This is a genomic window from Chryseomicrobium aureum, from assembly GCF_016909155.1.
Lineage (GTDB): Bacteria > Bacillota > Bacilli > Bacillales_A > Planococcaceae > Chryseomicrobium > Chryseomicrobium aureum.
On sequence record NZ_JAFBFG010000001.1, the window covers coordinates 410,908 to 424,076 of the forward strand.

The following is a 13,169-nucleotide window of genomic DNA, read 5'->3' on the forward strand; positions in this document are numbered from 1 at the left end:
GCTACGATAAACAGTAAGGAGTGGTGAAATGGAACAAAAAACGATGCATCAAATGCAACAAGAAGTCGATTCATATATTGGTCAATTTAAAGAAGGATATTTTCCTCCGATGGAATTGCTGGCACGTCTGACGGAAGAACTTGGAGAGTTATCTCGTGAAGTGCAGCATCTTTATGGCATGAAAAAAAAGAAAAGTACGGAAACGGAAAAAGCGATTGAAGAAGAGCTCGGAGACTTCTTATTTGTTCTCATCTGTTTTGCGAATGCGCAAAATATTAATATGCAACAAGCACTAGACCGAGTAATGGAGAAATTTAACACGCGTGATAAAGACCGCTGGACAAAGAAGGAGGAACTACAATGATTCGTGTAGCTATCGCAGGACCTCGTGGTAAAATGGGAGAAGAAGCTGTTAGCATGGTAGTGGCACATGCTGAATTTGAACTTGTATCCGTCCTAGATTCAAAACAGTCAGATCTAGATTTAGGTTCTGTACCTGTATATACATCAATTAAACAATTACTTGAGGAAACGAACCCGCAAGTCTTTATTGATCTAACCACACCTGAACTAGGTATGAAACATACAACCGCAGCAATTCAAGCTGGTGTTCGCCCAGTAGTTGGAACAACAGGGTTTACACAGCAGGACTTAACGGAACTTGAAGAGCTTTGTGAAAAGACTCAAATCGGTTGTATAATTGCGCCGAATTTTTCAATCGGAGCCATTCTTATGATGAAATTTGCTGAACAGGCAGCTCGTTATATGCAAGACGTAGAAATCATTGAGATGCATCATGATAAAAAGTTGGATGCTCCTTCTGGTACAGCAGTAAAAACTGCCGAGCTCATTCAAAATAATCGTCCTGCGCATCAACAAGGCCATCCTGAAGAACAAGAGTCTATCGAAGGCGCACGCGGTGCAGATTTAGAAGGTATTAAATTACATAGTGTACGACTACCTGGGTTAGTGGCTCATCAACAAGTATTGTTTGGTGGAGAAGGACAACTTTTAACATTGCGCCATGATTCTTTTACACGTGGTTCATTTATGCCAGGGGTTGCACTATGTATTAAAGAAGTCATGACAACAACAAAACTTATTTACGGGCTCGAAAACCTGATTGATTAGGAGATGACGATATGCGCATTGCACTCATTGCACATGATAAGAAAAAGGATGATTTGATTCAATTTGTAACAGCTTATAAAAATACTTTAGTAAAACATGATTTATACGCGACGGGAACAACGGGAAGTCGTATCGAAAGTGAAGTCGGCGTATCGATTCATAAGTTTAAGTCTGGCCCACTCGGTGGCGATCAGCAGATTGGTTCAGCAATAGCAGATAACTTGATGGACATGGTCATCTTTTTTAGAGACCCATTAACTGCTCAACCTCATGAGCCAGATGTAACAGCTTTGATTCGTTTATGTGATGTTTATCAAATCCCATTAGCGACTAATATGGGCACCGCAGAAGTACTTTTAAAAGGTATCGAAGAAGGATTTTTGGACTGGAGATTATTGGAGGATCGTCGTGACCGCTACTAGCAGAAAGTTAAAAATTGGGATTACATGTTATCCAACTGTAGGTGGATCTGGCATCATCGCAACGGAACTTGGTAAACAACTTGCTGAACGTGGACATGAAATCCACTTCATAACATCTAGTATGCCCTTTCGCTTGAAAGGGTTTTATCAATCTGTCACCTATCACGAGGTCGAAGTGAATAATTATTCTGTGTTTCAATATGCGCCATATGACATCGCCCTTGCAAACAAGATAGCCGAGGTCATTGATGATGAACAACTCGATGTGTTGCATATGCATTATGCTATCCCCCATGCTGTCTGCGCAATTTTAGCTCGTGATATGGCAAAGCGTGATGTAGGAATTGTTACAACGCTTCATGGAACAGATATTACAGTACTTGGCGTAGATTCTTCTTTAAAAGGAGCCATCCGGTACGGAATTGAAAAATCAGATATAGTGACGGCAGTTTCAAACTCACTTGCGAATCAAACAATGGATTTAATTGAACCAAACCAAGAAATTCGAACTGTCTACAATTTTATTGATACAGCTGATTATCATTCACAAGATGTAAGCCATCTACGTAAAATTCTTGGGATAGCCCCTGATGAAAAAATAATTTTACACGTCTCGAATTTCCGTAAAGTCAAACGTGTACAAGACGTTGTTGAAACGTTCTCATATGTTCGTAAACAAATGCCGTGTAAATTATTGCTGGTAGGAGATGGACCGGAACGGCATCCGATTTTAGAACAAACAAAAGGGACGGCTTATGAACACGATATATTATTTTTAGGCAAACAAGAGAATGTAGCCGAATTATACGCGCTTGCAGACTTGTTTTTGTTGATGTCAGAAAAAGAATCGTTTGGGCTTGTTCTATTAGAAGCAATGGCATGTGGCGTACCTTGTATTGGAACAGATATTGGAGGAATCCCAGAAGTCATCGACCACGGTGAGAATGGATTTATCGTTCCTGAAGGGGCAGTTGAACGCGCAGCATTGCTTGCAGTTGAACTGTTAACCAATGATGAAATGTTTGCGACATTTAAAGAAAACGCTTTGCAAACTGTTCACTCAAAATTTAACAGTGACACCATTATTTCTCAATATGAGAATCTTTACTATGAGGTAGCACGCTATGACGACTAATTGGACACATGCATTTGAAGTGGTCAAGATCCTTCAAGAGGCAGGTTACCAAGCGTATATTGTAGGCGGAGCTGTGCGCGATCATCTACTTGGCATTGCTTGCAAAGACATTGACGTAGCAACAGATGCATTACCAGAGAACGTTCAAGAACTTTTTCCAAAGACATTTGCAACCGGTATTGCACATGGTACAGTTACGGTGCTCCACGGTGATGCAATTGAAGTGACCACATTTCGTGTGGAATCAGAGTATATCGATAAACGAAGACCTTCCGAAGTACGTTTTGTGCGCGAGTTGAAAGATGACTTAAGCCGCCGTGATTTCACCATCAATGCTCTTGCAATGGGGATTGATGGTGAAATTATAGACTACTACGGTGGAAAAGAAGATTTACAAAATAAACTTATTCGGGCAGTTGGTCAACCAAAGGAGCGCTTCGAAGAAGATGCGCTCCGTATTCTTCGGGGTATTCGGTTAGCAGGTCAGCTCGGCTTTTCCATTGAAACTCAAACACGGCAAGCTATGACAGAGGCGAGTCATCTCTTACCTTGGATTGCAAAAGAACGCATCAAGCAAGAAGTGTCTAGAATATGGACCATGGTTGACCCTGAGATTTCGCTTCGTGAATTAAAACACCCACATTTTGATGAGTTTTTGCCAGGTGTTTTTACCATTCTTCCTGAGCGTCACACACCATTTGAATCTACTGCCGAAGGATGGGCATGGTTTCATTATTTCCAGTCTGACACGTATGAGTTTCCTTATTCAAATGACGAAAAGCGATTAAATAAAGAAGTAGTTGCTTTAATGAAGCGTGTATCAAAGGAAGGTTGGACCTATCGATCTGTTTTTAATTCAAGTGAGAGTGCAGTGCGAGTTTGCTGGGAAATCTCACAAAGCAAACCTTTTGCTACGAAACAACACCTTCTTCGTTGGCTTCAAGATGCACCAATTCGCTTTCCAAAGGATCTTGCACTGTCCGGACACGACTTAATGCAACTAAAACAGCGTAATTCAGGTCCATGGATCAAAAAGACGAATGAACGGATGGCTGACGAGATTTTAGCCGGCAACATTCTGAATACACGAGATGCATTAAAGAAGTGGGTGCTTGAACATGTCGAATAAACAACAACTACTATCCTTTCTTATGAACGCTGAAGAACCAATTTCTGGTGAACATCTCTCCGAACAATTAGGAGTATCCCGTACAATGATTTGGAAGTATATCAAATCGTTGAAGGAAGATGGACACGAAGTGGAAGCTATCAAGAAAAAAGGGTATGTTTTAAAGCAGCTGTCGTCTCAATTATCTGTTGAGACGGTTTCACCTTATTTAGAAACAACTCACTTTGCACGTGCTTTATATTATCTTGAGAGCTGTCCTTCTACCCAACTTGTAGCGAACGAACTGCTAGTAAAAGGCAAAGGTATGCATGGACTGGTCGTTGTCAGTGAAGAACAGACAGCGGGAAAAGGCCGTTTAAATCGACAGTGGGTATCGTCAAAAGGAAAAGGTCTTTGGACTACATGGATTATTAAACCAGACTTGCTCCCTCATGAAGCACCCCCTATAACATTAGTGGTGGCGCTAGCTCTTGCCAAAGCTATTCATTCAACGACAGGGATACAGGTCGATATTAAATGGCCCAATGACCTCTTAATTGATGGAAAAAAAGTCGGTGGGATTTTAACAGAGTTACAAGCAACGCCTGATAAAATCGAAGCCATCTTACTAGGGATTGGTATTAATGTATTGCAGGCAGAAGAAGAATTAAACCAGGACTTAACAAAACGTGCAACTTCACTCGCAATCGAATGTGACACTCCTGTTGACCGCACCAGACTACTTGCGGCTATGGCAAATGAACTTGAACAAGCCATTACGACTTTTGAAACACAGGGCTTTCGCCGCTTTCAAGTAGAGTGGGAACGACACTCGACTATGATAGGAAAGATGGTCACAGCGACAACAGTTCGTGAAACGATTCAGGGGATTGCCCTTGGTTTAAATGAACATGGTGCATTACTTGTTCAAACGGGTGACGGCGTACGTACGTTATTCTCAGGCGATGTTACACTGAGTGGAAAACTGGACACATTTTCATAATATGCTACACTGAATTTGGATGGTATCTCTTGAGAACCATACCTATTGTAAGACTTGAACCTAACATATCGCCTTGATCAGTCTTCTGACAGGGACGGAAAAAACCAATTCTGGCTATTTTTCTGCCCCTGCGTCTTTTTGCAGGGGCTTTTAGTATGGTTTTTTCCTTCTGAACACTAAAGGAGGGAAAACAGTGAAATCTACAACTCAATTTAAAGCGATGAAAATGAAGTATGAAAAGATTACGATGGTCACAGCTTATGATTACCCATCTGCCAAAGTAGCCGAACAAGCAGGGATCGATATGATTCTAGTGGGCGATTCATTAGGCATGGTCGTGCTCGGGTATGATTCAACGATTCCTGTAACTGTGGATGATATGATTCATCACGGGAAAGCCGCAAGACGCGGTGCACCTGATACATTTTTAGTCGTTGATATGCCATTTGGTGTTTGTCATTTATCAACGGACCAAGCACTCCGTTATGCGATTGAAATGATGCAGAAAACGGGTGCAGAAGCAGTGAAAATTGAAGGGGCAGGAACGATGATTCCGCTCATTGAGCGATTGACGGCTGCTGGGATTCCAGTTGTTGCACACCTCGGTTTGACACCACAAAGTGCAGCTGTCCTTGGAGGATTCAAAGTACAAGGGAAAACATCGTCTGAAGCATTAAAAATACTCGAAGATGCTAAAAAAACAGAGCAGGCTGGAGCATTTATGCTCGTGGTAGAATGCATTCCTCATCAGCTCGCCAAACAACTCTCAGAAGCATTGACGATTCCGACAATTGGTATTGGAGCTGGGAAAGATGTAGACGGTCAAGTCCTTGTTTTCCATGACTTAATAGGCTACGGAACGCATCATATACCAAAATTTGTGAAACAGTATGCGACCGTATTCCCAACGATGCAACAAGCATTGGCAACTTATGTGGATGAGGTGAAGTCTCTCACATTTCCAAGTGAAGCCCATCAATTTGTTATGAAAGAACAAGAAACGATTGCCTTGTACGGAGGAAAGAAATGAAACTGCTTAAAACAAAACAACAAGTAAGCGCATGGCGCAAAGAGCAGAGCGGGCCAGTTGGTTTCGTTCCAACAATGGGCTATTTACACGAGGGGCATGCTGAATTGCTAAAGGCATCTGTAGAGCAAAATGATGTAACAGTGATCAGTATATTTGTAAACCCCACACAGTTTGGTCCAAATGAAGATTTAGACAGGTATCCACGTGATTTTGAGAGGGATCAAGCTCTAGCTGAATCACTCGGTGTAGATGCAATCTTTTATCCTTCAGTAGAAGAGATGTATAGCACCACAACAACTCTCTCTATTCAACCAGGTGCTATGGCCACGAAACTTTGTGGAGCAAGTAGACCCGGTCATTTTGATGGAGTTCTGCAAATCGTTACAAAACTCTTTCATATTGTTGAACCAACAAACGCTTATTTTGGGCAAAAAGATGCCCAACAACTTGCACTAATTGAATCTCTTGTTGAATCCTATGATTTTCCTTTAACCGTGCACCGTATCCCAACAGTTCGTGAACAAGATGGACTGGCGAAAAGCTCTCGAAACGTTTTTTTGAATAACAAGGAACGCAAGGAAGCAGCTGTCCTTTTCCAAGCGCTTCAACACGGAAAAGAATTAGTGGAGTCCGGAGCGCGGACAGATGATGTGATTCGATCTGTGAAAGCGATGATTGAAACAAATACGTCTGGCCGAGTAGATTATGTGGAGCTGTTGAGTTATCCAAATCTTGAAGTGCAAGAAAATGCGCCACTCTCAATTTTAGCGACAGCCGTTTTCTTCACAAAAGCCCGCCTTATTGACAATATATTAATAGAAAGAGTGAATGCCCATGCTTAGAATGATGTTAAACAGTAAAATCCACCGAGCGACTGTAACGGAAGCCGATTTAAATTATGTAGGAAGTATAACAATCGACCAAGACCTGTTGGATGCAGTTGGCATGCTTCCGAATGAAAAGGTCCATGTTGTGAACAACAATAATGGTGCCCGTTTTGAAACATACATTATTGCAGGAAAACGTGGCAGTGGTGTCATTTGTGTAAATGGAGCAGCTGCGCGATTAGTGCAAAGAGGGGATATTGTCATTATTTTATCGTATGTCTATATGATGAATGATGAGGCAAAATCGCATAAGCCGACTGTAGCCATCATGAACGAAGATAATTCAGTTCGAGACTTGATTTCCTACGAACCAGAAGCAACAATTCTATAATACAAAAAGCGCCGGTTTCTACGTGAACCGGCGCTTTTATGTTACAATTCTAAGGAATCTAAAAGTACTGTGAGTGAACGAGATGAATGATGTATATGCAGTGGTGGACTTAGAGACAACAGGGAGTTCACCAAAAAATGGAGACCGAATTATACAAATCGGTATTGTTCGAATAGAGAAAGGGGAGATTGTCTCTACCTACTCTTCTTTTGTGAATCCAGAAAAACCGATTCCATACTTTATTCAGACACTTACACATATTGGGAACGACGATGTCAAACATGCACCTTTGTTCTCAGACATCGCGCACGAAGTGGCAAAACAACTAGAAGGTGCGATTTTTGTAGCGCATAACGTCAACTTTGATTTTCCGTTCATTCAAGGTGAGTTGAAACGTATCCAACAACCCGCTTTAAAGAATAAAAAAATTGATACAGTCGAGTTTGCACGACTCATGTTTCCGACAGCACTTAGCTACAAGTTGAGTGAAATCACAGTTGAACTTGGTATTCCTTTAGAAGATGCCCATAGAGCGGATGCGGATGCATACGCAACTGCAGAGTTGTTTTTGTCATGCGCGAAAAAGTTGACGACCCTATCTCTTCCAACTATCGAGAAATTACATAAGCGCTGTTTTAAATTGAAATCACATTTAGCTCCATTATTTTTTGAGGCATTGAAAAAACAGCAGCAGCTGACAACACGAGTGGAGAGCACGCAACCAATCGAGAGAGAGTTGCCTGCTTATCCTGATTCCTCTTCTTCAAAAATGGAGCTTTTGTCGACAATTTATCCAGGAGCCCAGGAACGTCCTGCTCAATTCCGTTATATGGACGCGGTCCATGGTGCACTAGTTAGTAAAAAAGAAGTCGCACTCGAAGCGGAAACAGGCATCGGAAAAACAATCGGTTATTTACTTCCTAGCATCAGTTATGCAAAAGAATCTCGGAAAAAAGTAGTGATTTCAACATATACCAACACTCTTTTGGATCAATTATACGAAGGTGAATGTGCGACACTGTTGAGTCATTTCCCACAATCTTTCCGTGTGTCTAAACTAAAATCCTATACACATTATCTCGATTTGAATTTATTTGAGTTACGTTTAGCAAGTCGAGATGAATCGTATGATGAAACGTTCGCGCTCATGCAGCTTCTCGTCTGGTTAGAAGAAACGACTACAGGCGACTTAAGTGAATTGAATACTACAGGTGGTGGACAACTGACGCTTGATAAAGTCCGAAAACATCAACGAACACCACAATTTGCAAACGATTTTTACGAGCGTGAATACCGTCGCGCGAAAGATGCAGATATTATTTTAACGAATCATGCGATGCTTGCAGGGCAACCTGAAATTCTGCGCTCGCTTGATCACGATATCGGTGCAGTTGTTATTGATGAAGCGCATCATTTCTTAACTGCGGTTCAAAAGCTTAATGAAAAAGTCATTTCATTTACAGAGTGGAAATACTTACTCAGTCAGTTTGGATTTGTGGACAAGACGCAAATTGGCTGGAAGCTTGAACAGATTGAATCGTACGCGTCAAAATTAGTAAAAATCAAAATCAAGACAGAAACTGTGAACGATGTCTTTGAACTGCTTACAAAGCAGTTGACAGATTGGACCAATCAACAGCGGACGAGTCGTGGAAATTCAAAGCTCCAGCTGCAGTTGACAGATCATAAGGATCTTTTTGTAGATCTCGTACAAGAAGTCAATCGTCTTGTAAGCCTGTATGATGCGTTTCTTTATGAAAATGACATATCTTCTAAGGTTGTAAAAGAAGATGTGTTGTACTGGGTTCGTGAGTTACGAATCGCTGCATATGATTGGGAAGAGTTTGTAGATCAGCTCTCAAATGAGGCAAGTTGGGTAGAGGCAGACAAGCGAAGTCTACCGAGTTCATTTGTCTTTCATCAGCGAAAGCTTGATCAGCAGCTGACGACTGAGAAGCTGCTCGCTCCTCTTCGTGAAGGAAAAGCACTTATTTGGACGTCTGGTACTTTAACCGTGCCAAAGCAACCGTGGTTTATTTTAGATCAATTGTATTTACCAAAAGAACTGACGATTCAACGCTTTCAGGCAGAACCAGACTTTTACAAAGGAGCCGAAGTCTTTGTCGTCAAAGATGTCCCTGATGTTACCCAAGTGGATCAAAATACGTTTATCGAATCGATTGCAGATGTCATCATTCAAACTGCTCAAGTAGCAAATGGCCGTATGTTTGTATTGTTTACATCTCAAGATATGCTAAGAAAGACGGTTGAATTAATTGAAGAGACTGACTTACTTAGTGAGTATTTATTAATCGCACAAGGTATGAATGCTGGTAGCAAAATGCGCATGTTACGTACTTTTCAACGCTTCCCGAAAGCGATTTTGTTCGGAACAACAACGTTCTGGGAAGGAATCGATGTGCCGGGAGATGCACTTTCCACAATACTATTAGTTCGATTGCCATTCACAAGCCCTGATGATCCCTATTTTAAACAAAAAGCAGATCAGTTAACGAAGCAAGGGCGCAATGCTTTTACGCAGTATGCACTACCGGAGGCAATTATAAGGTTCCGACAAGGGTTTGGGCGCTTGATTCGTAGCCCGGAAGAAAAAGGAGCTTTTATAATTCTCGATCGTAGAATTGAAACAAAATCGTACGGAAAAGATTTTTTAGATGCCATTCCACAAGTTCCAAAAAAACAAGTTTCCATTGAAACGATGGTCGATACATTAGAAACTTGGTATAATAGCTAAGTATATTGAAGAAAGCAGGGATTGCAATGGAATCAAAAATTGAAGTCATCCAATCCGTGACCGTAACGTACCAATCCGACCTCTATAAGCTAGTAGACGCACTCAATCGTTCATTGAAACACGATGATTTGATGTTCGGTTTAGCGCTTGACAAAGAGGATGAATCAAAAGCGGTCTTTACAATTTACCGCACATGAAAATGAAATGGATCGTAGCGACAGTGCTGCTAATTGGAGTCGTCATCATTTCCGGTCTCGGAATTCTCTATACAGTGGCAAAGAAGCCTGAACAAAACGAATTTGCAAAGTATGAAGAACTCGTCAAATCTCAGGGTCTTCTTAGTACTGTTTCAGAAGTTTATGCCTACAATAGTGTGACGAGTTATGTAACTGTCATCGGAAAGTCCTCTGAAGGGCAAGATGTGGCGTACATCATCGACAAAGCTGAAAACCAAACAGCGTATGAAGTAAACCTCTCTGATGGGATTTCTGCTGAAGAAGCCGAACAGCGAACGCGCGCAGAAGGCAATGTCGAGAAGATTATGTCCATAAAACTCGGTCATGAAGAAATAGGACCTGTATGGGAAGTCACCTATTTGAACACGAATGATGCGCTTGGCTATACGTACTTGGATTTTAAATCAGGAGATTGGTGGAAGCGGATTTCGAATTTATAAGATGGAGGAAATCATGAAGAAAATTTCAATTAATCAAATGCCTTCTCATATCGGAGAAGAAGTAAAGCTAGGGGCTTGGATTGCGAACAAGCGTTCTAGTGGGAAAATTGCATTTTTACAATTGCGAGATGGAACTGGATTTGTACAAGGTGTTGTAGTGAAGGCAGACGTTGGAGAAGAGCTTTTCCAAACTGCAAAAGGTCTGACTCAAGAGTCTTCGGTTTATATTACCGGAACAGTGACTGAAGATACACGCAACAGTTTTGGTTGTGAAATCCAAGTTTCAGAAATTGAAGTGTTATCACTCGCTGAAGATTTCCCGATTACACCAAAAGAGCACGGGACGGAGTTTTTGATGGATAACCGTCATGTTTGGCTACGCTCTCGTAAACAACATGCCATCATGAAAATTCGTAACGAAATCATTCGAGCGACCTATGAATTCTATAACCAAGAGGGCTTTGTCAAAATGGATCCTCCGATTTTAACAGGTTCAGCTCCAGAAGGTACGTCTGAACTGTTTGCGACAAAGTATTTCGATGAAGATGCGTTCTTATCACAATCCGGTCAGTTATACATGGAAGCAGCAGCGATGGCAATGGGGAAAGTATTCTCGTTCGGTCCAACATTCCGTGCTGAAAAATCAAAAACGCGTCGTCATTTGATTGAATTCTGGATGATTGAGCCGGAGATGGCATTTGTTGAGTTTAATGAGAGCTTAGAAGTGCAAGAAAATTATGTATCCTACATCGTGCAATCGGTATTGAAGAACTGTCAATTAGAGCTTGAGCGTTTAGGTCGTGACACATCGAAATTAGAAGCAATTCAAGCGCCATTCCCTCGTATTACATATGATGATGCTATCACTTTCTTGCATGAACAAGGATTTGATGACATTAAGTGGGGCGATGATTTCGGAGCACCACACGAGACAGCGATTGCTGAAGCTTATGACAAGCCTGTATTTATCACTCATTATCCAACCGGTATCAAGCCTTTCTATATGCAACCACACCCAGACCGTGATGATGTGGTGTTATGTGCAGACATGATTGCACCAGAAGGTTACGGTGAAATTATCGGTGGATCAGAACGTATTCATGATTATGATTTATTAAAGCAACGTATACAAGAACACAACTTAGATGAAGCTGCATATGCTTGGTACTTAGAACTCCGTAAATATGGAACGGTACCTCACTCAGGATTCGGTTTAGGTCTTGAGCGCACAGTAGCATGGATCAGTGGAGCGGAACACGTTCGTGAATCCATTCCATTCCCACGTCTATTAAATCGTTTATACCCATAAGGAGGACATCACGTGAAAAACACGTCGAGTCGCCTGGAGCAGTGGATGAAGCAGGGAAATGTAACCATTTCCCAGCTTTTTTTTACTCATTATCGGGCTTTAGAGCTTTCCGACCAAGAAGCCATGGTGATTTTACATATTCAATCGTATCAACAAGCTGGGATTCATTTCCCGACGCCTACCGAAATATCCTCTCGAATGGAAATCACGGAACATCAAGTTGCAGCCATCTTACAACGATTGATGCAAAGGGGATTATTGTTTATCGAACAATCCAATACAGATAAGATGGTAGAAGAGTCTTATGTGTTATATCAGCTGTGGGAACGACTTGTAGATTGTTTAGAGAAGGAACATTCTGCATCAGAGAAAAAAACATCGGAACAACAGATTGGTGAGTTATTCCGTACTTTTGAAGAAGAGTTTGGTAGGGTATTCACTCCACTTGAATATGAGACGATTTCAAAATGGATTGATGAAGATCGTCACAGCGTGGATGTGATTAGGCAAGCACTTGTAGAAGCTGTGCTTGCTGAAAAGAAAAGTTTGAAGTATATAGACCGCATATTATTTGAATGGAAGAAAAAAAATCTGACGACACTCGAAGAAATTCGTAAGCATTCTGAAGGGTTTCATAAATATACGGTAAAACGAACACCGTCTTCAGAAAGTCGACCAAAAGTGCCGTTTTATAATTGGTTGGAAGAGAGGGAGTAAGATGGTAACGAAGAAAGAGTGGCTTGAAATTCTAGATGTTATGGATACGATGTATCCAGATGCCCATTGCGAATTGGTGCATGACAACGCATTTGAACTTGTCATTGCCACACTACTATCCGCACAATGTACGGATGTCTTAGTGAACCGTGTAACGAAAGATCTTTTCCAAAAATACAAGACACCCGAAGATTACTTAGCTGTTCCTTTAGAAGAATTGCAACAAGATATTCGATCAATAGGATTGTATCGCAATAAAGCATCGAATATTCAAAAGCTGAGTCAGATGTTACTTGATGAATTTGGTGGCGTGGTTCCCGAAGATCGCGACACGTTGACGCGCCTACCAGGTGTGGGTAGAAAGACGGCAAATGTAGTGGTATCTGTCGCATATGGAGTACCTGCTCTTGCCGTAGACACACATGTTGAACGTGTATCGAAACGGCTAGGTGTTTCAAGGTGGAAGGATTCACCGTTACAAGTAGAGGAGACGCTGATGCGAAAGATGCCTAAAGAATTGTGGTCCAAAGCGCATCATCAAATGATTTTTTTCGGACGGTATCATTGCAAAGCGCAAAATCCAAATTGTCCCGAATGTCCACTTCTCGAAAAATGTCGTGAAGGTAAAAAACGAATGAAAAGCAAATTAGCTGATTAAAACAGAA

The 13,169-nt window shown here is 41.4% G+C and carries 15 protein-coding genes; all 15 read left to right on the plus strand.

Annotated features, from left to right (window positions below; translation table 11 throughout):
* Positions 1-28 precede the first annotated feature (28 nt).
* The 15 genes from JOD03_RS02140 (at position 29) to nth (ending at position 13,162) form a co-directional block, all read left to right on the plus strand.
* On the plus strand, positions 29-364 hold the full coding sequence (locus JOD03_RS02140; protein WP_204589168.1) for a nucleotide pyrophosphohydrolase: 336 nt from the start codon (positions 29-31) through the stop codon (positions 362-364).
* Positions 361-1,131 carry a 4-hydroxy-tetrahydrodipicolinate reductase gene (gene dapB / locus JOD03_RS02145; RefSeq protein WP_204589169.1) on the plus strand — a complete coding sequence of 257 codons (771 nt, stop codon included), beginning with the start codon at positions 361-363 and terminating at the stop codon, positions 1,129-1,131. The genes JOD03_RS02140 and dapB overlap by 4 nt, the downstream gene beginning before the upstream one ends.
* Before the next feature lie 11 nt (positions 1,132-1,142).
* Positions 1,143-1,553: a methylglyoxal synthase gene (mgsA, locus tag JOD03_RS02150; RefSeq protein WP_204589170.1), complete on the plus strand. Its 411-nt coding sequence runs from the start codon at positions 1,143-1,145 to the stop codon at positions 1,551-1,553.
* Positions 1,540-2,688: an N-acetyl-alpha-D-glucosaminyl L-malate synthase BshA gene (gene bshA, locus JOD03_RS02155; protein ID WP_204589171.1), complete on the plus strand. Its 1,149-nt coding sequence runs from the start codon at positions 1,540-1,542 to the stop codon at positions 2,686-2,688. Before mgsA ends, bshA begins: the two co-directional genes overlap by 14 nt.
* A complete protein-coding gene (locus JOD03_RS02160; RefSeq protein ID WP_204589172.1) occupies positions 2,678-3,817 on the plus strand; it encodes a CCA tRNA nucleotidyltransferase in 1,140 nt (379 codons plus the stop codon). Before bshA ends, JOD03_RS02160 begins: the two co-directional genes overlap by 11 nt.
* The gene (locus JOD03_RS02165; RefSeq protein ID WP_204589173.1) at positions 3,807-4,799 is read left to right on the plus strand and encodes a biotin--[acetyl-CoA-carboxylase] ligase; all 993 of its coding nucleotides are present in this window, start codon (positions 3,807-3,809) and stop codon (positions 4,797-4,799) included. Before JOD03_RS02160 ends, JOD03_RS02165 begins: the two co-directional genes overlap by 11 nt.
* Positions 4,800-4,992: 193 nt before the next feature.
* Entirely contained in the window at positions 4,993-5,829 is an 837-nt protein-coding gene (gene panB / locus JOD03_RS02170; RefSeq protein ID WP_204589174.1) for a 3-methyl-2-oxobutanoate hydroxymethyltransferase, read from the plus strand.
* A complete protein-coding gene (gene panC, locus JOD03_RS02175; RefSeq protein WP_204589175.1) occupies positions 5,826-6,671 on the plus strand; it encodes a pantoate--beta-alanine ligase in 846 nt (281 codons plus the stop codon). Before panB ends, panC begins: the two co-directional genes overlap by 4 nt.
* Complete coding sequence (gene panD, locus JOD03_RS02180) at positions 6,664-7,047, plus strand: aspartate 1-decarboxylase (protein WP_204589176.1); 384 nt, start codon at positions 6,664-6,666, stop codon at positions 7,045-7,047. Before panC ends, panD begins: the two co-directional genes overlap by 8 nt.
* 82 nt (positions 7,048-7,129) lie before the next feature.
* On the plus strand, positions 7,130-9,802 hold the full coding sequence (locus JOD03_RS02185) for a helicase C-terminal domain-containing protein (protein WP_204589177.1): 2,673 nt from the start codon (positions 7,130-7,132) through the stop codon (positions 9,800-9,802).
* Positions 9,803-9,828: 26 nt separating this feature from the next.
* Positions 9,829-9,999, plus strand: a complete 171-nt coding sequence (locus JOD03_RS02190) for a YpmA family protein (protein WP_204589178.1) — start codon at positions 9,829-9,831, stop codon at positions 9,997-9,999.
* Positions 9,996-10,478 (plus strand): cell wall elongation regulator TseB-like domain-containing protein, encoded by a 483-nt coding sequence (locus tag JOD03_RS02195; protein ID WP_204589179.1) that lies wholly within the window; start codon positions 9,996-9,998, stop codon positions 10,476-10,478. The genes JOD03_RS02190 and JOD03_RS02195 overlap by 4 nt, the downstream gene beginning before the upstream one ends.
* A gap of 13 nt (positions 10,479-10,491) precedes the next feature.
* Positions 10,492-11,787: an asparagine--tRNA ligase gene (gene asnS, locus JOD03_RS02200; protein ID WP_204589180.1), complete on the plus strand. Its 1,296-nt coding sequence runs from the start codon at positions 10,492-10,494 to the stop codon at positions 11,785-11,787.
* A gap of 12 nt (positions 11,788-11,799) precedes the next feature.
* Entirely contained in the window at positions 11,800-12,504 is a 705-nt protein-coding gene (locus tag JOD03_RS02205) for a DnaD domain-containing protein (protein ID WP_338032422.1), read from the plus strand.
* A 1-nt stretch (position 12,505) separates the two neighbouring features.
* Positions 12,506-13,162, plus strand: coding sequence for an endonuclease III (gene nth / locus JOD03_RS02210; protein WP_204589181.1), 657 nt, complete (start codon positions 12,506-12,508; stop codon positions 13,160-13,162).
* Positions 13,163-13,169 lie beyond the last annotated feature (7 nt).

Bases quoted from the DNA above. Each gene is read 5' to 3' on its own strand.
- JOD03_RS02140 (WP_204589168.1), top strand. From the start codon at position 29: ATGGAACAAAAAACGATGCATCAAATGCAACAAGAAGTCGATTCATAT.
- dapB (WP_204589169.1), top strand. From the start codon at position 361: ATGATTCGTGTAGCTATCGCAGGACCTCGTGGTAAAATGGGAGAAGAA.
- mgsA (WP_204589170.1), top strand. From the start codon at position 1,143: ATGCGCATTGCACTCATTGCACATGATAAGAAAAAGGATGATTTGATT.
- JOD03_RS02160 (WP_204589172.1), top strand. From the start codon at position 2,678: ATGACGACTAATTGGACACATGCATTTGAAGTGGTCAAGATCCTTCAA.
- JOD03_RS02165 (WP_204589173.1), top strand. From the start codon at position 3,807: ATGTCGAATAAACAACAACTACTATCCTTTCTTATGAACGCTGAAGAA.
- panC (WP_204589175.1), top strand. From the start codon at position 5,826: ATGAAACTGCTTAAAACAAAACAACAAGTAAGCGCATGGCGCAAAGAG.
- panD (WP_204589176.1), top strand. From the start codon at position 6,664: ATGCTTAGAATGATGTTAAACAGTAAAATCCACCGAGCGACTGTAACG.
- JOD03_RS02185 (WP_204589177.1), top strand. From the start codon at position 7,130: ATGAATGATGTATATGCAGTGGTGGACTTAGAGACAACAGGGAGTTCA.
- JOD03_RS02190 (WP_204589178.1), top strand. From the start codon at position 9,829: ATGGAATCAAAAATTGAAGTCATCCAATCCGTGACCGTAACGTACCAA.
- JOD03_RS02195 (WP_204589179.1), top strand. From the start codon at position 9,996: ATGAAAATGAAATGGATCGTAGCGACAGTGCTGCTAATTGGAGTCGTC.
- asnS (WP_204589180.1), top strand. From the start codon at position 10,492: ATGAAGAAAATTTCAATTAATCAAATGCCTTCTCATATCGGAGAAGAA.
- nth (WP_204589181.1), top strand. From the start codon at position 12,506: ATGGTAACGAAGAAAGAGTGGCTTGAAATTCTAGATGTTATGGATACG.